We start from the raw sequence: 19,732 nt of genomic DNA, 5'->3' as shown, positions 1-19,732 counted from the left end.
CCCTATCAATCCGTGATGAACTTGGCGCTGACGTACGGCGCGTAGTCCGGCAGCACAGCATCGACCTTGCCTTGCTCCTTGAGGAACACGGCGGTGTCGGTGATGGCCTTGGTGGTCGGTGCGCCCAGCGTAATCACTTGATCGGCGGCCAGCGGGTAGACGTTGCCTTGCAGCAGCAGCGGAATATCGCTGGCCTTGGCGCCGGACAGTTTTACCAGCTTGTCGACGTTACCTTGATTGGCGAGCCAGGCTTGTGGGTCTTTGCGGTACTCGGCATAGGCATCCAGGGTCACTTTGGCGAATGCGGTGACGATTTCCGGGTGCTTCTCGGCGAAGTCTTTGCGCACGATCCAGGCATCGAAGGTTGGCGCACCGAACTTGGCCAGTTCGCCGGAGGTGATCAGCACTTTGCCGTTTTCCTTGGCCACACCCAGGGCTGGGTCCCATACGTAAGTGGCGTCGATGTCACCGCGTTTCCAGGCGGCAATGATCGCGGGTGGCGCCAGGTTCAGCACCGTGACTTTCGATGGGTCGATGTTCCAGTGCTTCAGCGCGGCCAGCAGGCTGTAGTGGCCGGTGGAAACGAAGGGTACGGCGATTTTCTTGCCGATCAGGTCCTGGGGCGTCTTGATCCCGGAACCGTCGCGGGCCACCAGGGCTTCGGCGGCGCCGATCTGGGTTGCGATCAGGAAGGTTTCCACCGGCACTTTGCGGGTGATCGCTGCTGTCAGCGGGCTGGAACCGAGGTAGCCGATCTGCACGTCACCCGAGGCGATGGCGGCGATGATGTCAGCACCGTTGTCGAACTTGCGCCAGTTGATGTCGGCCTTGGTGGCTTTTTCATACGCGCCGTCGGCCTGGGCGACTTTCGCCGGGTCTACGGTGGTCTGGTAAGCGACAGTCACGTCGGCTGCCTGGGCAAGAAAGCTCGCCGCCGCCAGGGAGGCGGCCGCCAGCAAGCGAAGGGGGAAATTCAGTTTCATCGAGAAGCTCCTTGTCAGGCGACCGAGAGTCGGCGTGACAGGAGACTAAATGATATAAGAATACGAAAATAAATAACTTTTTCGAATTAGCTTATGAGCGGAAAATTCTAAAGGATCAAAAGATCGCAGCCTGCGGCAGCTCCTACATGGGGCTATGCGTTCCCCTGTAGGAGCTGCCGCAGGCTGCGATCTTTTTACAGACGGTGATTAATTACTAATCGCCAGAATGCTCGCCTGGTACGCCCCGACAAACACATCGAAATCACCGACTTCGTTCTGCTCAAGCTCAGCCTGTTGGGCCAGCGACGAACGCGCGAGCTCCTCAAACCTGGCCTGTTGCTCTGCTGGCAATGGCTCGCTGCGGAAAAACTCCGCGTGTACCCGGCTCTGACGCAGGGAGAATTGGGCAAAGCTTTCCTTGTGCTCGGCCATTGCCGCCAGTACCTGGGCCGATGGCGTCAGGGCAGGGTTCTGGACCTTGGCCATCTGCGCGTCCAGCGCTTTGCTGTGGGCATCGCCGCCATGGCTCTGATCAAGCAGCGCGGCCAGTGGGGCAATCTGCTCCAGCAATTGGCCAGCCCACTCTTTCAGGTCGACCGGGTGCCCGTCGCGTTGCAATTGCAGGCCCGGGCGACGGCCTTCCTTGACCACGCTGAGGAAGTTGGAGGTGGCATTGGTGCAGCTGGTGTTGGTCAGCAACGGGCTGTCGTTCAGCGCGCAGTACAGGAGGAAGGCGTCGAGGAAACGCGATTCGGTGAGGTCAATGCCCATCGGCAGAAACGGGTTGATGTCCAGGCAGCGCACTTCGACGTACTGGATACCGCGCGCCACCAACGCCTGGATTGGCCGCTCGCCGGTGTAGGTCACGCGTTTCGGGCGGATGTTGGAGTAGTACTCGTTTTCGATCTGCAGGATGTTGGTATTGAGCTGGACCCACTCACCGTCCTGGTGGGTGCCGACTTCGACATACGGCGCATAGGGTGTCGCCACCGCTTTGCGCAGGCTATCGGTGTAGCTGTTCAGGTCGTTGTAGCACGGCGTCAGGCCGGCCTGGGCGTTGCTTTGGTAACCCAGGTCGCTCATGCGCAGGCTGGTGGCGTACGGCAAATAGAGGGTGTCCGGGTCCAGCTGTTCCAGCTGGTGCGAACGCCCGCGCAAGAACCCGGCGTCCAGCGCCGGCGACGCACCGAACAGGTACATCAACAGCCAGCTGTAGCGGCGGAAGTTGCGGATCAACGCGATATAGGCCGACGACTGATAATCGCGGTCGGTGCCGGTAAAGCCTTCGGCCTGCTTGAGCAGTGGCCAGAGTTTTTCCGGCAGGGAAAAATTGTAGTGAATGCCGGCGATACACTGCATGGTCTTGCCGTAGCGCAGCGCCAGGCCCTTGCGGTAGACATACTTGAGCTGACCGATGTTGGACGTGCCGTAGTAGGCGATCGGGATGTCTTCCTCGGCCGGCAATGGGCACGGCATCGAGGGGCTCCACAGGTACTCGGTGCCGAGCTTGCTGTAGGCGAAACGGTGAATGCTGTCCAGGCTCGCCAGCGTATCGGCCGGGTCGGGCAGGGCCGGGGTGATGAACTCCAGCAGCGACTCGGAATAGTCGGTGGTGATCTGTTCGTTGGTCAGCGCGGAACCCAATTCTTCGGGGTGCGGCGTTTGCGCCAGGCGACCTTCATCGGTCACGCGCAGGCATTCACGTTCGATGCCGTGAAGGCACTGTTCGAGCAGAGAGAGGTTAGCGCGCTCGCCGAGCAGGGCCAGGCGGCGGTTGAGAAGTTCGCTCAAGTTGGATTCCTTCACGCGTCAGTCGCCCCAATATGGGGGTGGGCAAGACGGTCTACAAGGGTGAAGTTAAAACTGGCGTTTTCGCCTGGTTTTGGAGCCGTGCACGTACTGATCGTCGCAATTCCCTGTGGGAGCGAGCCTGCTCGCGAAGAGGGAGTCTCAGTCGACATTGAAGTCGCCTGATACACCGCCTTCGCGAGCAGGCTCGCTCCCACAGGAAACTCCGGCGCTGCGGTCACAGCGCCGAAATTACCTCAAATCGATGACATCTAGCTACAGGGCAGCGAACGTGCCTTGTGCTTTTGCGACCAGTTTGTCGCCTTGCATCACGTCGGCCTCGACCACCAGCGTGCGGCGGCCCGGGTGGATCACCCGCGCCGTGCACATCACCTCGCCGCCTTCGACGGCGCGGATGTAGTTGATCTTGCACTCGATGGTCGCGCTCTGCTGGTCAAAGCCGTGGGTGCTGGAACAGGCCAGCCCCATGGCAATGTCCACCAGGCTGAACAAGGCCCCGCCGTGCAGCTTGTTGGCGCGATTGCGCAGTTGCGGCTCAAGCGCCAGGGCGACTTGCGCCACCCCGGTTTCCAGGCTGTGCAAACGGCAGCCCAGCAGCTTGAAAAAAGCGCTTTCGGTGTACCCGGCAGGGATCTCCATCAACGCTTCTTCAGCTGTTTGGCGTTAGCGAACAGCGACGCCATGGCGTTGTTGCTCGGCGCGGCGGCCGTGGTTTCCTTGCGCGGAGCGGTGTTCTGGGATTGGCGTGGCGCCGAGCCAGGACGCGCACCACGGGCGCCGTCGATTTTCTCGCCCGGGGTGTCGCTCATGCGCATCGACAGGCCCACGCGTTTACGCGGGATGTCGACTTCCATGACCTTCACCTTCACCACGTCACCGGCCTTGACCGCTTCGCGAGGATCCTTGATGAACTTCTCCGAAAGCGCGGAGATGTGCACCAAACCGTCCTGATGCACGCCGATATCGACGAATGCACCGAAGTTGGTCACGTTGGTCACCACGCCTTCGAGGATCATGCCCAGCTGCAGGTCCTTGAGGTCTTCGACGCCTTCCTGGAACTCGGCGGTCTTGAACTCGGGACGCGGGTCGCGACCTGGTTTTTCCAGTTCTTGCAGGATGTCGGTGACCGTTGGCAGACCGAAGGTTTCGTCGGTGTACTTTTTCGGGTCCAGGCGCTTGAGGAACGCGGCATCGCCGATCAGCGAGCGGATGTCACGGTCGGTTTCCGCGGCGATTCGCTGTACCAGCGGATAGGCTTCCGGGTGCACCGCTGACGAATCCAGCGGGTTTTCGCCGTTCATGACGCGAAGGAAACCGGCGGCCTGTTCGAAGGTTTTTTCGCCCAGACGTGCGACTTTCTTCAGCGCAGCGCGAGTCTTGAACGCACCGTGTTCGTCGCGGTGGCTGACGATATTCTGCGCCAGGGTCGCGTTGAGGCCGGAGATCCGCGCCAACAGCGCCACGGAGGCGGTGTTGACGTCGACGCCCACGGCGTTCACGCAGTCTTCGACCACGGCATCCAGGCCTCGCGCCAGTTTCAGCTGCGACACGTCGTGCTGGTACTGGCCGACACCGATGGATTTCGGATCGATCTTCACCAGCTCCGCCAACGGGTCCTGCAGGCGACGGGCAATCGAGACGGCGCCGCGGATCGACACATCCAGGTCCGGGAATTCCTTGGAAGCCAGTTCCGATGCCGAGTAAACCGAGGCACCGGCTTCGGAAACCATGACCTTGGTCATCTTCATGGCTGGGTATTTTTTGATCAGCTCAGCGGCCAGCTTGTCGGTTTCACGGCTGGCGGTACCGTTACCGATGGCGATCAGGTCCACCGCATGCTTGGCGCACAGGGCGGCAAGCACGGCGAGAGTCTGGTCCCACTTGTTGTGCGGCACGTGCGGGTAAACCGTGGCGTGATCGAGCAGCTTGCCGGTGGAATCGACCACCGCGACTTTGCAACCGGTGCGCAGGCCCGGGTCGAGGCCCAGGGTCGCGCGCGGGCCGGCCGGGGCCGACAGCAGCAGGTCGTGCAGGTTGTGGGCGAACACGTTGATCGCCTCGGTTTCCGCGCCGTCGCGCAGCTCGCCCAACAGGTCGGTTTCCAGGTGGGTGTAGAGCTTGACCTTCCAGGTCCAGCGCACCACTTCGCCCAGCCATTTGTCGGCGGCACGGTTCTGGTTCTGGATGCCGAATTGCTGGCCGATCATGCCCTCGCACGGGTGCATGGTGCCCGGCAGTTCATCGCCGACCTTCAGCGCGGAGCTGAGAATGCCTTCGTTGCGGCCACGGAAAATCGCCAGCGCGCGGTGCGACGGCATGCTTTTGAGCGGTTCGTCGTGTTCGAAGTAGTCGCGGAACTTGGCGCCTTCCTCTTCCTTGCCGGCGATCACGCGGGCACTGAGGGTGGCTTCCTGCTTCAGGTAATTGCGCAGCTTGTCCAGGAGACCGGCGTCTTCGGCGAAGCGCTCCATGAGAATGTACTTGGCGCCTTCGAGGGCGGCTTTCACATCGGCCACGCCTTTTTCGGCGTCGATGAAGCGGGCGGCTTCGGTTTCCGGACTCAGGGTCGGGTCGTTGAACAGGCCGTCAGCCAATTCGCCGAGGCCGGCTTCCAGGGCGATCTGGCCCTTGGTGCGGCGCTTCTGCTTGTACGGCAGGTACAAGTCTTCGAGGCGGGTCTTGGTGTCGGCGAGCTTGATGTCGCGTTCCAGCTGCGGGGTCAGCTTGCCTTGCTCGGTAATGCTGGCAAGGATGCTGATGCGCCGTTCGTCGAGTTCTCGCAGGTAGCGCAGACGCTCTTCCAGGTGACGCAGCTGAGTGTCATCGAGGCTGCCGGTCACTTCTTTCCGGTAACGGGCGATGAAGGGAACGGTAGAGCCTTCATCGAGTAGCGCGACGGCCGCTTCGACCTGTTGTGGGCGTACACCGAGTTCCTCGGCGATGCGGCTGTTGATGCTGTCCATAAAACCACCTGACAAATTGTGAAAGCAGGCTCGCAGGCGCAACGATGAGGCCTTGGCGAGTCTGGTTGAGCGGCCTGGCCTGCGCCGCTACCTGGATCAAAGGTATCCCGTTGACCCGTGAAATCGAACAATTACTGCCGGCGCCATGAAAATAAAAAGCGGCCAACCAGCGTAACGATCAGACGTTGCCTGACACAAAAGGCCGCACATTATAACCAGCGTTGCGCGCTTCGGGGGGCATCGCAGGTTGTAGGCATAATCCCCGGATTCCTGGCGGTGAAGGAAAAATCTGCTAACAATGCACACGGTACGTATATCGGTAGCTACGCCATAATGCGTGCCGAGATCAAAGGAGCATCCAATGAGCAGCACTGCAAACAATGCTGAAGGCGAAAAAATTCTTATTGTTGACGACGATCCGGGCCTCAGCAGCCTGCTGGAGCGTTTTTTCGTCAGCAAGGGCTACCGCGCCCGCGCCGTACCGAACACTGAACAAATGGACCGCCTGCTGGCGCGTGAGGTGTTCAACCTGGTCGTTCTCGACCTGATGCTGCCTGGCGAAGACGGCCTGACCGCCTGTCGCCGCCTGCGTGGCGCAAACAACCAGATTCCAATCATCATGCTGACCGCCAAGGGCGATGAGCTGAGCCGGATCAAGGGCCTTGAACTGGGCGCCGACGATTACCTGGCCAAGCCGTTCAACCCGGACGAGCTGATGGCCCGCGTAAAAGCCGTGCTGCGTCGTCAGTCGGCTCCAGTGCCTGGCGCACCAGGCAGCGAAGACGAAAGCGTGACCTTCGGTGACTACGAGCTGTCCCTGGCCACCCGCGAACTCAAGCGTGGTGAAGAAGTGCACATGCTCACCACCGGTGAATTCGCGGTGCTCAAGGCGTTGGTGATGAACGCCCGTCAGCCACTGACCCGGGACAAACTGATGAACCTGGCCCGTGGTCGTGAGTGGGATGCCCTGGAGCGCTCCATCGACGTGCAGATTTCCCGTTTGCGCCGGATGATCGAGCCCGATCCGTCCAAGCCGCGTTACATCCAGACTGTCTGGGGTGTGGGCTACGTATTTGTTCCGGATGGCGCCGCCACCAAGTGATCGGCGATTTGTAGGCGCGGGTTTGTGCGGGTAACGGGCCAGATGGCCTTGCCCGCAGACTCGCGGCCGGCAATGTGCGAGCATCGCTCGCTCCTGCACGTGTTTAACGGTTACCCATGAAAACCCCGGTTTGGTTCCCCCAGAGTTTCTTCTCCCGCACCCTTTGGCTGGTGCTGATCGTTGTCCTGTTTTCCAAGGCGCTGACCCTGGTTTATCTGCTGATGAACGAAGACGTGCTGGTGGATCGCCAATACAGCCATGGCGTCGCCCTGACGCTGCGCGCCTACTGGGCGGCCGATGAAAACAATCGCGAAAAGATCGCCGAAGCCGCAACCCTGATCCGGGTGGTGGGCGCCGGTGTGCCTGAGGGCGAACAACACTGGCCCTACAGCGAGATCTATCAGCGGCAGATGCAAGCCGAACTGGGGGCTGATACCGAGGTGCGCTTGCGCATGCACTCGCCACCGGCGTTGTGGGTGCGGGCGCCCAGCCTGGGCGATGGCTGGCTGAAAGTGCCGCTGTATCCGCACCCGTTGCGTGGCCAGAAAATCTGGAATGTGCTCGGCTGGTTTCTCGCCATCGGCCTGCTGTCCACTGCCTCGGCGTGGATCTTCGTCAGCCAGCTCAACCAGCCCCTCAAGCGCCTGGTGTATGCCGCGCGGCAACTCGGCCAGGGGCGCAGCGTGCGCTTGCCGATCAGTGATACACCGAGTGAAATGACCGAGGTCTATCGCGCCTTCAACCAGATGGCCGAAGACGTCGAACAGGCCGGCCGCGAACGCGAACTGATGCTGGCCGGGGTTTCCCATGACCTGCGCACGCCGTTGACCCGGTTGCGCCTGTCGCTGGAGCTGATGGGCGACCATAACGACCTGACGGACGCCATGGTGCGCGATATCGAGGACATGGACGCCATTCTCGATCAGTTCCTGGCGTTCATTCGCGATGGGCGTGACGAGTCGGTGGAGGAGGTGGACCTGAGCGATCTCGTCCGTGAAGTCGCCGCGCCGTACAACCAGAACGAAGAAAAGGTGCGCTTACGTCTTGAACCGATTCAACCCTTCCCGTTACGTCGGGTGTCGATGAAGCGGCTGTTGAACAACCTGATTGGCAACGCGTTGAATCACGCGGGCAGTGGCGTTGAAGTGGCAGCGTATGTGTCGGGGGACACCAGTGCGCCTTATGTCGTTCTGAGTGTCATGGACCGCGGCGCCGGGATAGATCCATCGGAGCTGGAAGCGATTTTCAACCCGTTCACCCGGGGCGATCGCGCCCGGGGCGGCAAGGGCACGGGGTTGGGGTTGGCGATCGTGAAGCGAATTGCTTCGATGCATGGTGGCAATGTTGAATTGCGCAACCGTTCTGGCGGCGGCCTGGAAGCGCGGGTGCGCTTGCCGCTTGGCCTGATGTTGCCCCGGGATGCGGTCTAGCCCGATCGTTCCCACGCTCTGCGTGGGAATGCAGCCCGGGACGCTCCGCGTCCCTTCCAGAGCCGAACGCGGAGCGTCCGTTGAGGCAGTCCCACGCAGAGCGTGGGAACGATCAGTGTGTTAGCCCTTGCCTTTGGTCCGCGTCATGTTCGGCCCGCCATTCTTCTCCAGGTGCTCGATGATGATCCCCGCCACGTTCTTGCTGGTCGTGGTCTCGATCCCTTCCAGGCCCGGCGACGAGTTCACCTCCATCACCAGCGGCCCATGATTGGAGCGCAGGATATCCACCCCTGCCACGGCCAACCCCATGACCTTCGCCGCGCGTAATGCCGTCATGCGTTCTTCCGGGGTGATCTTGATCAGGCTGGCGCTGCCACCGCGATGCAGGTTGGAGCGGAACTCCCCGGGTTTGGCCTGGCGCTTCATGGCTGCAATGACTTTGTCACCCACCACGAAGCAGCGAATGTCGGCGCCGCCAGCCTCCTTGATGTACTCCTGAACCATGATGTTCTGCTTGAGGCCCATGAATGCCTCGATCACCGACTCCGCCGCCGTGGCGGTTTCGCACAGCACCACGCCGATACCCTGGGTGCCTTCCAGCACCTTGATCACCAGTGGGGCGCCGTTGACCATTGCAATCAGGTCGGGAATGTCATCGGGGGAGTGCGCAAAACCGGTGACCGGCAAGCCGATCCCGCGACGAGACAGCAACTGCAGCGAGCGCAGTTTGTCCCGCGAGCGAGCAATAGCGACCGATTCGTTGAGCGGAAAAACCCCCATCATTTCGAACTGGCGCAACACCGCGCAGCCATAAAACGTGACCGACGCACCGATCCGCGGGATCACTGCATCGAAACCCTCCAGCGGTTTGCCGCGATAGTGAATCTGCGGCTTGTGGCTGGCGATGTTCATATAGGCGCGCAGGGTGTCGACCACCACCATTTCATGGCCGCGTTCGGTACCGGCTTCGACCAGGCGACGGGTGGAATACAGACGCGGGTTCCGCGACAGCACAGCGATCTTCATGCAACACCTGTGGAGGAGGTAGATACCGGGAACACCGGCTTGTCTTGTACATATTTGATACCCGGATTGACGACCAACTGGCCATCAATCAGGGCTTTTGACCCGAGTAGCAGGCGATAACGCATGGATTTGCGGCAGGCGAGCGTGAACTCGACCCGCCAGACCCGATCGCCGAGGGCCAGGGTGGTGCTGATCACGTATCGCACCTGCGCATGACCGTTGGAGCTCTTAATGGTTTTTCTCGTCACCAGCGGTGCTTCGCAGCGACGATGACGCAGTTGCACCACCGTGCCCAGGTGCGCGGTGAAGCGCACCCACTGCTCGCCATCGCGATCGAAAGTCTCGATGTCGGTGGCATGCAGGCTGGAGGTGCTGGCACCGGTGTCGATTTTTGCCCGAAGGCCCGCGACTCCCAAATCAGGGAGCGCCACCCACTCGCGCAGACCGACAACGGTCAAATGGTCAAATGTCTTCAAAGTTGCTCAACCGGTAGAAACCGCTCTGGCCGCAAGCGGCCGAATTCGCGGTATTCACGCAGAATAATGGTTAAAAGGCGACAGATATCTACGGCCCGGATTTCCAGCCCAACGGGGAGGTTCTGGAATGTCTGCATTGTAATCCGAGACGACGTAATTCTTGGTACGAGAGAACGGTAGTACAGTTCACCAATATTTCAGAACGAGGAAATCCCATGGCACAAAAAAACGAAGAGGATGACAAAGTCCGGCTCGATAAATGGTTGTGGGCGGCGCGCTTTTACAAGACCCGTGCCTTGGCCAAGGCGGCGATCGAAAGCGGCAAGGTGCACTGCCGGGGTGAACGCTGCAAACCCGGCAAGGAGCCGCACATTGGCGATGAATTCGTGATTCGCACCGGTTTCGAGGAGCGCACGGTGGTGGTTCAGGCGCTGTCGATCGTGCGTCGTGGAGCTCCCGAAGCGCAGACGCTGTATGCCGAAACCGAAGCCAGCATCTCTAAGCGCGAAAATGCCGCGGCCGAGCGCAAGGCCGGTGCCCTGGGCGTGAGCACCGATGGCAAACCGAGCAAGAAACAGCGGCGGGATCTGTTCAAGTTTCGTGGCAGCAGCAACGAATGATTGACCGGGCCACCGATCGCGCCAATCAGGCCAGGACTTGCAATTGCACCTGTGCGTAGCCATATGAGGTAATTAGTCTGCCGTGCATGTGCCATTCGTCGTAAAGCGCGCACAGCCACCGGTCTTCAGGCCACAACCCGGCAGCCATACGCTATAGCCAAGGCGTAACCTCGTTCTGTAACCACTTTTGTCACCCATTCAGATACCAGACTTATGACCGACTTACCGGATAACGACTTCACCCAACGCTTCATCTTCGATGACAGCGACACCCGTGGCGAGATGGTTTCGCTGGAACTCAGCTACGCTGAAGTCCTGGCCAAACACGCCTATCCGGAGCCGGTTGCGCAACTGCTCGGCGAACTGATGGCGGCTGCGGCGTTGCTGGTCGGCACCTTGAAGTTCGATGGCCTGCTGATCCTTCAGGCCCGCTCCGAAGGCCCGATCCCGTTGCTGATGATCGAGTGCTCCAGCGAGCGCGACATTCGTGGCCTGGCCCGTTACGAGGCTGACCGGATTGCCCCCGACGCCACCCTGGCCGACCTGATGCCGGACGGCTCGCTGACATTGACCATCGACCCCAAGCAGGGTCAGCGCTACCAGGGCGTCGTCGATCTGGACGGCGAAACCTTGTCCGATTGCTTCACCAACTACTTCGTCATGTCCCAGCAGATTGGCACTCGCATCAAACTCTGCGCCGACGGTCGCCGTGCCCGTGGCCTGTTGCTGCAGCAGTTGCCCGCCGATCGCCTGAAAGACGAGGAAGAGCGTGCCGCCAGCTGGCAACACCTCACGGCACTGGCCACCACCCTGACGACCGATGAATTGCTGGGCCTGGACAACGAAACCGTGCTCCATCGCCTTTATCACGAAGAGCAGGTCCGGCTGTTCGATGTACAGAAATTACGCTTCCGTTGCAGCTGCTCGCGCGAACGTTCAGCCAATGCGCTGGTCAGTCTGGGTATGGAAGATGCGCAAAATCTTGTGCTCGAACACGGTGGTAACATCGAGATCGATTGCCAGTTCTGCAACCAGCAGTACCTGTTCGACGCCGCCGATGTCACCCAATTGTTCGCCGGAGCGGGTGTCGAGACGCCGTCGGATACCCGGCACTAAAACGGTTCAGCGCAGGTAAATTCACTGGAAAGTACCGCAATAGCGCCGTTACGACGGGAGGGCCCTACTCTTTTTGGGCTTTTCTGGCATAATCCGGCCCACTTTTTTCGCGGTAGTAGTGCACGACTTTCTACTACAAAACGTTTGGAGCACTCGGCCACTGGCCGACGGGGAACCTCATGACGCAAGCCAATAACGCCGTGTACACCGATCTGAGTGTTGATGATCTGGTTAAAGAAGCCCTCAACCGCGGTGAAGGCGAGCTTGCCGATACCGGCGCACTGGTTGTTCGCACCGGTCACCGTACCGGCCGTTCGCCAGTCGATCGTTTCATCGTTGATGAGCCGACCACCACAGGCGCCATCGCCTGGGGCCCGATCAACCGCAAGTTCCCGGCCGACAAGTTCGATGCCCTGTGGAACCGCGTTGAGGCGTTCAACAACGCGCAAGAGCACTTCGTTTCCCACGTGCATGTAGGTGCGGCTTCCGAGCACTACCTGGCCGTGAAGATGACCACCCAGACTGCCTGGCAGAACCTGTTCGGTCGTTGCCTGTTTATCAACCCGGCCCAGTACAACCCGGCTGGCCGTGAAGAGTGGCAAGTGCTCAACGTTGCCAACTTCGAATGTGATCCAGAGCGTGACGGCACCAACTCCGACGGTTGCGTGATCATCAACTTCGCGCAGAAGAAAGTGCTGATCGCCGGCATGCGTTACGCCGGTGAAATGAAGAAAGCCATGTTCTCGGTGCAGAACTTCCTGCTGCCGGCTGCCGACGTACTGCCAATGCACTGCGCTGCCAACATCGGCGAAGAGGGCGACGTGACCCTGTTCTTCGGTCTGTCCGGCACTGGCAAGACCACCCTGTCCGCCGACGAAAGCCGTTACCTGATCGGTGACGACGAACACGGCTGGGGCGAAGGCGTGGTGTTCAACATCGAAGGCGGTTGCTATGCCAAGTGCATCGACCTGTCCGAGAAGAACGAGCCAGTTATCTGGAAAGCCATCAAGCACGGTGCGGTCCTGGAAAACGTCGTGATCGACGATGCCAAGCACGCCGACTACGCCGATGTCAGCCTGACCCAGAACAGCCGCGCCGCGTACCCGCTGGAGCACGTTGCCAAGCGTTCCGAGAAGAACCTGGGTGGCGAGCCGAATGCTGTAATCTTCCTGACCTGCGACCTGACCGGCGTGCTGCCGCCAGTGTCGATCCTCAACGAAGAACAAGCGGCCTACCACTTCCTGTCCGGCTACACCGCTCTGGTGGGTTCGACTGAAATGGGTTCGGGCAGCGGCATCAAGTCGACCTTCTCCACCTGCTTCGGCGCACCGTTCTTCCCGCGTCCGGCTGGCGAATACGCAGAGCTGCTGATCAAGCGCATCCGCGGCTTCGGCTCCAAGGTCTACCTGGTCAACACCGGCTGGACCGGCGGTGGCTACGGCGTCGGCAAGCGCTTCAACATCCCGACCACCCGTGCGGTGATCGCTGCGATCCAGAGCGGCGCGCTGATCGGCACCGAAACCGAGCACTTGGACACCATCAACCTCGACGTGCCACTGGCCGTGCCGGGCGTTGAAACTGGCCTGCTGAACCCACGCAACACCTGGGCTGACAAAGCCGCCTACGACGAAGCCGCCAAAGCACTGGCCGGCCTGTTCATCGAGAACTTCAAGAAGTTCGAAGTGAGCGACGCGATCAAGGCTGCGGGTCCTAAGTTGTAAGTGTTGGTTTGAAGCCATGAAAAAGCCGCCCTTCGGGGCGGCTTTTTTGTGCACGGCATTTCAGGTTTTCAGATGCAGGACAAACGCCCCGACCAACACCAGTACAACCCCCAGCACCTGCACCTTGCCTAGGCGCTCCTTGAAAAACACATACCCCAGAATTGCCGCAATCCCGCCTGACAACGTGCTGATCACCGTCACCACCGAAACCGATCCCGCCACCGCACCCCAGGCAAAGGATGAAAACCCGCCGAGGTTCATCAGGCTGGCACCGGTTAGTGTCAGGCAATTTTTCAGCGGCGGGAATTTCAGGCCGTCGTCGATCCTAAGCACGATGCCCACCAGCACGATCAGTCCGACAAGGTACGCGAGCCAGAGCATCGTCACCGGCCCCAGCACGGGCAACACAAAGCGACCTTGCAACCAGAAGCTGGTGCCGTAGAACAGCGCCGCCAGCAGCGCATAGGCAATGGAGCTGCTCGCCTGCGTGGTGTGTGGCACCTTTGGGTCGGAATGAATGCTGGAGAGGACCACGCCTATGACGCAGAGCGCGATGCACAGCAACTGCAGCAGGCTGATCTGCTCACCGCCAGCCCAGGACAACAACGTGGTCACTACGCCGTAGGAGGTCACCAGCGGCGCCACAATGGAGGCTTTACCCAGGGCGAAGGCCTTGGACAAGGCCAGCGCACCAGACACGGTCAGCACGGCGGCAGCGACGCCGATCAACCAGACATCAAGCGGCGCGGCCATGGACCTGAGAATGAACACGGGGAAGGCGATCAGCAGAAGGCTCATGATGGTAAAGCCCAGTGCCTGACCGAAATACACGGCACGTTTGACACCAACCGCACGGGCGTTCAAACCCACCAGAAAATCCGTACCGCCCCACAGCAAGGCGGCCAACAAGCCCATCAATACGTCCACGCAATTTCCTTATTGTTATGCGCCGCGGACGCGCTACAGGCCTTCGAGCTCCCGGGTGTCCCAGCGTTGAGCTTTGATTGCTCGGTAGAGCATGCCGATGGTCAATGGTTCCTTGACGCCGCGACCCTTGGCTTTGCGTTTGAGAAATACATCGTAGCCTTCGGGGTGGAAATAGCGATAACTGTCGTAATCCACGAAATCGATGGCGAAGTGATCTTCCAGGGTTTCGATCAAGTGTTGTGCATCGACACCGTTGCAGTTCAGGTCGAAGTTGATCGAGGTGTTGAGGCTGATGGTTTTGCGTTCGGGGAGGCCGAGTTCTTCGTGTAGAAGCTGGATGAGCAGTTGGAGGGTGGGGTCGTCGGGGAGGTTGGGGGCGAGGTTCATTGCGGGGTGTCCGGGTGGGCTTGGACAGATCTTATTGGGCGTTGGACTGGAGGGGAAGAATTCGTATCGACATTCATCCCGCAGAATCTCGTTCATCTGTTGAACGCTTTCCATTAGCTCATCAAAAAATCTGTTCATTGCTATCACCAATGTTCGATGGTGGCTTTCGATGCGCATTGTTTTCAATCGAACCAAATCTTGTTTCTTGATCGCTCCTGCGCAGTGCGTGGGAGCGATCTGCAACTGACGTTAAACCGGAGCTTTCCAGTTGAGCATGCGTTGCTGAGCGACTTTGAGCAGGTCGCAGCCGTCCTGTGTCAGAAGGTAGAGCGCGTGGGTGATGTGCGGGATGTCTTCGACGTCGCCGTCATGGAAGCTTTGGCAGTGCAGGGTTTGCAGGAGCTCGCTGGAAGCCCGAATGCGCTGGAGAGCGGCTTCGAGGATGTGTTGGGGGTTGGCTTCTGTGTCGATGACTAGCGGAATGGTGTCGGTGAGGTTGGTGTGGAGCGGGAGGTAGCGTTCGTTGTTGAACGGGTTCCATTTGTTCATTGGGATTTTCTCTTTTAGTAGCCGATGAACCGCCGTAATCGTGACCAAGCGATTGGGAGGCGGACTGTGTTCAGGTTGGTCAAACCAGGGAGAGATAACCCGGGCACGCCGAAGCGTCCCAAACACAGCCGCCATAAAGTGTGCCGACAAAAAGATGTCGACAGCATACAAGCGCATGCGTAAGTTTTCTCTCATTTTCAGGTGACCAAACCCGAGCCGCTGATTTGGCAGCGACAGTTCGGACTATAGATTTGAGTCTCCCGGCAGCGATAGGAGACAAGGCATCTTCTTTTGTAGGACCTTGCCGAAGCTTTGATAGGGCATTGCTGACGGACTTGTCCACAGTGCACCGCGTTATCGTTCATCGCGAGCAGGCTCGCTCTTGCACGGGATTTTGGTGTTCTTCAGTCGGTGAGTTTCGTCAGGCGTTGCCGGGCGATGTCGAGCAGGTCGTTACCATCCTGGGTCAGCAGGTACAGCGCGTTGACGATGTTGGGGATGTCGCTGGCGTCGGCCTGTTTGAAGCACAGGCAGTACAAGGTTTCCAGAAGGTCACTGGCGGCGCGGATGCGTTGACGGGCGGCGTCGAGGATTTCCAGGGGGTCAGCCTCGGTGTCGATTACCAGCACTGGGGTTTCGCTGTTACTGGACTTGAGCAGGTGATAGCGGTCGGTCAGTGGATCGGCGTTGTTCATCGAGGTGGGTCCTGTGCGAAATCGGCAAGTGCGCCCGGCATTCAGAGACACTTTTTCAGCTGCGCCGGAAACTATAGAGGCGCGTATTACCGTGCGACAAGACGGCTGTGATGGACAGGTTTTGTAGGGCTTTTATTGTTTTTGAGGACGTGCCCTACAGGTTGTTTGAGTTTTTTGCTGTGGACCTGCTGTTGGTAAAAAAGCCTACAGAGATGTTGGCTACGGCGAGGCAGACTTCGACAGAGGGCGTGTCATAAACCGTAGGGCGTTTCGCTATTGCGTGCTGAACAACCCATACGACTTACTTGGCCAAAACCTTTGGCACCTGGCGCGATGCCGCATCGAGATCCATTAATCCTCTACCGTACGCCTCACTGTTGGCATAGATGCCAGTCCGGTTTGCCGTCGACAGCAGACGCTCGCGTACTTGCTGCGCGGTGAGTTCGGGGTAACGGCTTTGCAATGCCGCCAATGCACCGCTGACCAGCGCGGCAGCAGGTGAGGTGCCTGCCGTCTGGGTATATTTGCCATCCTTGCTGGTGGTTAGCAAGCCTTGCCCTGCACCGGAGTCGCCGCCCGGTACGGCGATGCACCAAGCTGCCGCCACGCCACAATAATTGGATTTGGCATTGATGGCGCTACCGTCGTTTTTCAACGCAACCACCGCAATCCAGCCTTTTTCCAGTTCGGGTATGGCGACAGGTAAGCCGGGTTCAGCCAAGGGTTCTCGTTTCAGCTCATTGCCGGTAGGGAAAACAAATACAGCACCGTCCTCAACCAGTTTTCGCGCGGTAACCATTGATTGCGGCATGACCTGCTTGTAGCGCGCCTCGTTGATTTCGGTCGCTGGAATGGCGTTGGCCCACGAGTTGTTGAAAATGCGCGTGCCCTTGTCGAAACCTGCTTGCCAGGACTGAGCGATTTCACTGTCGAAGAAAAACGGTTCGTTGTCGTCGCCAAAACGATAGGGAATCAGCTGTGCATTGAACGCGACGCCGTGCATGCCTTGGTCATCCTTGTTAGCTGCGAGAATGCCGGCCATCTGGGTGCCATGTCCGACCCGGTCAATGGTGCCGACCTGATTCTCGACATAATCAAAACCCGGATCACGGAGCCGTCCTTGAAACTCCGGCAAGCTGCTGTTCAGGCCCGAGTCGATCAGTGCGACAGCCACACCCTGGCCGGTTCCGCCGCGGGCATAAAGACTTGATGCTTTGACAATCGCCAGACCTTTTTGGGCTTGATACTCCGGCGTTTCGAATGCAGCAGTGTCAGGGGAAGGTCGTTCCGGGACGGTCAGGCATCCGCTCAACAGCACGGGAAACACCAGGACGAGGGCGAATGGTGAACAGGATGTTTGGGACATGATCGTTCCTTGATATAGATCCGCGTATCTCAGGCTTTCTGCATGATGAACACCTGACGGAGGTTGATGGAGATCAACCATACCGGCTGAGGGAAGCTTGGCGTCAGTTGGCAAAGTGCCTCGTGTGTTTCAACCTGTGGCCAAGGATCGGTGGATGGAACGCTGTATCATCCCGTATCGTTTTTGCCCCCGACCTTTTCTCGACTCGCTGCGATCGCCGGCTAGGCTTTGCTCATCGCAGCAGTCAACGGAGTGACAGCTTATGCACAACACCCTGGAACAGGTTTTCGGTTATCCACAGTTTCGGCCCGGTCAGGAGGCGGTGGTCAGTGCGGTGCTGGCGGGGCGCTCGGCGGCTGCTATTTTCCCCACCGGTTCCGGCAAGTCCCTTTGTTATCAGCTGTCGGCGGTATTGCTGCCGCACTTGACGCTGGTGGTCTCGCCATTGCTGGCGCTGATGCAGGATCAGTTGGCGTTCCTGGAGCGACACGGCATTGCCGCGGGCAGTATCGATTCGACCCAGGGTCGTGACGACGCGAGCGATGTCATGGCCCGCGCCAGGTCCGGCGAACTGAAAATCCTGATGGTCTCCGTGGAGCGCCTGAAGAACGAGCGTTTTCGAAATTTCCTGCAGCAGGTGCCCATCTCGCTGCTGGTGGTGGATGAGGCGCATTGCATTTCGGAATGGGGGCATAACTTTCGCCCGGACTACCTCAAGCTTCCGGACTATCAGCGCCAGTTCAACATCCCCCAGGCGTTATTGCTGACCGCCACCGCGACTCCGAAAGTGATCGCCGACATGCAGGCGAAATTCGCCATCGAACCTGGCGACGTGGTGACCACCGGTTTCTATCGGCCGAACCTCAATCTGTGGGTGGAGCCGGTTCGCGGCCAGGACAAGCGCCGACGCCTGGTGGAGTGGATGAGCCAGCGGCCCGGCCAGCCGAGCATTGTCTACGTCACCCTACAGAAAACCGCCGAGCACATAGCTGAGCATCTACAGCGCAATGGCATCCAGGCCGAGGCTTATCACGCCGGCTTGCCCCACGAGCAGCGCGAAGGCATTCAGAAGCGTTTCATGGGTGGGCAGTCCAATTGCATCGTCGCCACCATCGCTTTCGGCATGGGCATCGACAAGAGCGACATCCGCAACGTGGTGCATTTCGACCTGCCCAAATCCATCGAAAACTACAGCCAGGAAATCGGCCGTGCCGGGCGGGATGGGCAGCCATCGGACTGCCTGGTGCTGGCCAATCGCGACAGCCTCAACGTGCTGGAAAACTTCGTCTACGGTGACACGCCTGAACGGGACGGTATCCGCTACGTGCTCGACGAGATGCAGGCCGCCGTGCCCGAAGGGCAATGGGAGTTTCTGCTGGGGCCTCTGGCAGACCAGAGCAACATCCGCCAGCTGCCGCTCAAGACCTTGCTGGTTCAGTTGGAGCTTCGTGGCTTGATCGCTCCGCGTTACGCCTATTACGCCGAATACCGGTTCAAATACCTGCAGGAGCCAGAGGTATTGCTGGCCCGCTTCGAGGGCGAGCGCAGGGATTTCGTCGCGGCGATCATCCAGACGTCCAGCCGCGCACGTACCTGGGCCACGGTGAATTTCGAAGCGCTGTATGAACAGCACCGGGCCGAGCGCAGTCGGGTGGTCAAGGCGCTGGATTATTTCCAGGAAAAGGGCTGGGTCGAGCTGGAAAGCAAGCAGATGACCGAGGTCTACAGCCTGCTGCAAAGCGGTTTGGACAGTGCCGCGTTGAGTGAAGAGCTGCACGCCGGTTTCACTCGGCATGAACAGACCGAGGTTGCGCGGATTCACGCCATGCTGGATTTATTCGCCACTGATCGCTGCCTGGGCTATCGCCTGGCCGAGTATTTCGGTGACGAAAATGTGCCTCGCCAGTGCGGGCATTGCTCGGTTTGCCACGGGCAGGTGGCGCGGCTGCCTGAACCGCCGGCATTACCGGCGCTTGTGGATAAAAACTTCGAGGCATTGTGCAGCGGTTTTATCCACAGGCATCAACAGCACACTGGGGAGGTGCCGTCGGCCGAACGCGTGACGCGGTTTCTGTGCGGAATCAGTATGCCGCTGTTTACCAAGCTCAAGGTGCGGACTATTTCGGGGTTTGCGGTCTTGGAGGATTATCCGTATGCCGAGGTGCGAGGGTGGGCCCAGGCACACCTCTAATCGGAGTCTGGCGGAGCGCATCCATCCGCTGAATGTTGCTCATCACAGGAATAAATTTCAAAAAGGCGTGGCGGCTGACTATGGTGAGGGCTGTCTTTGGATCGCCAACAAGAGAACAAAGTATGAGCCAGACACCGTTCATATTCAGCGCGCAGCCGTCATCGGCGCGGGCACCATGGGTCGAGGTATCGTCATGTGCCTGGCCAACGCCGGGGTGGCGGTGCAATGGGTCGATAACAATCCGCAGATGCTTGAACAGGCACTGGTCACCGTGGCGGACACCTATGCCCACAGTGTTCGGCAGGAACGCATCGATCAGGTCGAGGCCGATGCCCGCATTGCGCGGGTCACGGCGGCCGCCGATTATGCCG

At 59.7% G+C, this 19,732-nt stretch carries 18 protein-coding genes; 7 read left to right on the top strand and 11 right to left on the bottom strand.

Annotation, left to right across the window (positions count from 1 at the left end):
* Nucleotides 1-5: 5 nt before the first annotated feature.
* From tauA to PMI35_RS21465, 4 genes are all read right to left on the bottom strand, one after another.
* Nucleotides 6-983, bottom strand: a complete 978-nt coding sequence (gene tauA / locus PMI35_RS21455) for a taurine ABC transporter substrate-binding protein (protein WP_008057596.1) — start codon at nucleotides 981-983, stop codon at nucleotides 6-8.
* A 207-nt stretch (nucleotides 984-1,190) separates the two neighbouring features.
* Nucleotides 1,191-2,774: a glutamate--cysteine ligase gene (gshA, locus tag PMI35_RS21460; protein WP_008057594.1), complete on the bottom strand. Its 1,584-nt coding sequence runs from the start codon at nucleotides 2,772-2,774 to the stop codon at nucleotides 1,191-1,193.
* Nucleotides 2,775-3,047: 273 nt separating this feature from the next.
* Nucleotides 3,048-3,431 (bottom strand): PaaI family thioesterase, encoded by a 384-nt coding sequence (locus PMI35_RS33290; protein WP_008057593.1) that lies wholly within the window; start codon nucleotides 3,429-3,431, stop codon nucleotides 3,048-3,050.
* On the bottom strand, nucleotides 3,431-5,755 hold the full coding sequence (locus PMI35_RS21465) for a Tex family protein (protein ID WP_008057591.1): 2,325 nt from the start codon (nucleotides 5,753-5,755) through the stop codon (nucleotides 3,431-3,433). Before PMI35_RS21465 ends, PMI35_RS33290 begins: the two co-directional genes overlap by 1 nt.
* 361 nt (nucleotides 5,756-6,116) lie before the next feature.
* Here PMI35_RS21465 and ompR point away from each other — a divergent pair, with 361 nt between their 5' ends.
* On the top strand, nucleotides 6,117-6,857 hold the full coding sequence (ompR, locus tag PMI35_RS21470) for an osmolarity response regulator transcription factor OmpR (RefSeq protein ID WP_008057590.1): 741 nt from the start codon (nucleotides 6,117-6,119) through the stop codon (nucleotides 6,855-6,857).
* Between the two features lie 116 nt (nucleotides 6,858-6,973).
* Nucleotides 6,974-8,287, top strand: coding sequence for an ATP-binding protein (locus tag PMI35_RS21475; protein ID WP_008057589.1), 1,314 nt, complete (start codon nucleotides 6,974-6,976; stop codon nucleotides 8,285-8,287).
* A gap of 120 nt (nucleotides 8,288-8,407) precedes the next feature.
* Here the strand turns inward: PMI35_RS21475 and rimK are convergent, their stop codons facing one another.
* Entirely contained in the window at nucleotides 8,408-9,313 is a 906-nt protein-coding gene (rimK, locus tag PMI35_RS21480) for a 30S ribosomal protein S6--L-glutamate ligase (protein ID WP_008057588.1), read from the bottom strand.
* A complete protein-coding gene (gene rimB / locus PMI35_RS21485) occupies nucleotides 9,310-9,789 on the bottom strand; it encodes a retropepsin-like aspartic endopeptidase RimB (protein WP_008057587.1) in 480 nt (159 codons plus the stop codon). Before rimB ends, rimK begins: the two co-directional genes overlap by 4 nt.
* 215 nt (nucleotides 9,790-10,004) lie before the next feature.
* On the opposite strand from rimB, the gene PMI35_RS21490 reads away from it, so the two are divergent.
* The 3 genes from PMI35_RS21490 (at nucleotide 10,005) to PMI35_RS21500 (ending at nucleotide 13,246) form a co-directional block, all read left to right on the top strand.
* Nucleotides 10,005-10,409: an RNA-binding S4 domain-containing protein gene (locus PMI35_RS21490; protein ID WP_008057585.1), complete on the top strand. Its 405-nt coding sequence runs from the start codon at nucleotides 10,005-10,007 to the stop codon at nucleotides 10,407-10,409.
* Nucleotides 10,410-10,622: 213 nt separating this feature from the next.
* On the top strand, nucleotides 10,623-11,525 hold the full coding sequence (hslO, locus tag PMI35_RS21495) for an Hsp33 family molecular chaperone HslO (protein WP_008057584.1): 903 nt from the start codon (nucleotides 10,623-10,625) through the stop codon (nucleotides 11,523-11,525).
* Nucleotides 11,526-11,704: 179 nt separating this feature from the next.
* Nucleotides 11,705-13,246 carry a phosphoenolpyruvate carboxykinase gene (locus PMI35_RS21500; protein ID WP_008057583.1) on the top strand — a complete coding sequence of 514 codons (1,542 nt, stop codon included), beginning with the start codon at nucleotides 11,705-11,707 and terminating at the stop codon, nucleotides 13,244-13,246.
* 60 nt (nucleotides 13,247-13,306) lie between these two features.
* Here PMI35_RS21500 and PMI35_RS21505 read toward each other — a convergent pair whose 3' ends face one another.
* The 5 genes from PMI35_RS21505 to PMI35_RS21525 form a co-directional block, all read right to left on the bottom strand.
* Nucleotides 13,307-14,161: a DMT family transporter gene (locus PMI35_RS21505; protein WP_008057582.1), complete on the bottom strand. Its 855-nt coding sequence runs from the start codon at nucleotides 14,159-14,161 to the stop codon at nucleotides 13,307-13,309.
* Nucleotides 14,162-14,206: 45 nt separating this feature from the next.
* Nucleotides 14,207-14,560: a DUF1493 family protein gene (locus PMI35_RS21510; RefSeq protein ID WP_008057581.1), complete on the bottom strand. Its 354-nt coding sequence runs from the start codon at nucleotides 14,558-14,560 to the stop codon at nucleotides 14,207-14,209.
* A gap of 249 nt (nucleotides 14,561-14,809) precedes the next feature.
* On the bottom strand, nucleotides 14,810-15,109 hold the full coding sequence (locus PMI35_RS21515) for a hypothetical protein (protein ID WP_008057580.1): 300 nt from the start codon (nucleotides 15,107-15,109) through the stop codon (nucleotides 14,810-14,812).
* A 404-nt stretch (nucleotides 15,110-15,513) separates the two neighbouring features.
* Nucleotides 15,514-15,804 (bottom strand): hypothetical protein, encoded by a 291-nt coding sequence (locus tag PMI35_RS21520; protein ID WP_008057578.1) that lies wholly within the window; start codon nucleotides 15,802-15,804, stop codon nucleotides 15,514-15,516.
* Between the two features lie 301 nt (nucleotides 15,805-16,105).
* A complete protein-coding gene (locus tag PMI35_RS21525; RefSeq protein ID WP_008057577.1) occupies nucleotides 16,106-17,170 on the bottom strand; it encodes a S8 family peptidase in 1,065 nt (354 codons plus the stop codon).
* Nucleotides 17,171-17,432: 262 nt separating this feature from the next.
* Here PMI35_RS21525 and PMI35_RS21530 point away from each other — a divergent pair, with 262 nt between their 5' ends.
* Together PMI35_RS21530 and PMI35_RS33785 are read left to right on the top strand one after the other, a co-directional pair.
* A complete protein-coding gene (locus PMI35_RS21530; RefSeq protein WP_008057576.1) occupies nucleotides 17,433-19,361 on the top strand; it encodes a RecQ family ATP-dependent DNA helicase in 1,929 nt (642 codons plus the stop codon).
* A gap of 175 nt (nucleotides 19,362-19,536) precedes the next feature.
* The coding region (locus tag PMI35_RS33785) for a 3-hydroxyacyl-CoA dehydrogenase NAD-binding domain-containing protein (RefSeq protein ID WP_238543158.1) at nucleotides 19,537-19,732 on the top strand (196 nt) is incomplete at its 3' end.

The sequence above is a fragment of the Pseudomonas sp. GM78 genome, from assembly GCF_000282475.1.
Classification (GTDB): Bacteria; Pseudomonadota; Gammaproteobacteria; order Pseudomonadales; family Pseudomonadaceae; genus Aquipseudomonas.
This window is presented reverse-complemented; position numbering and strand designations above follow the sequence as displayed.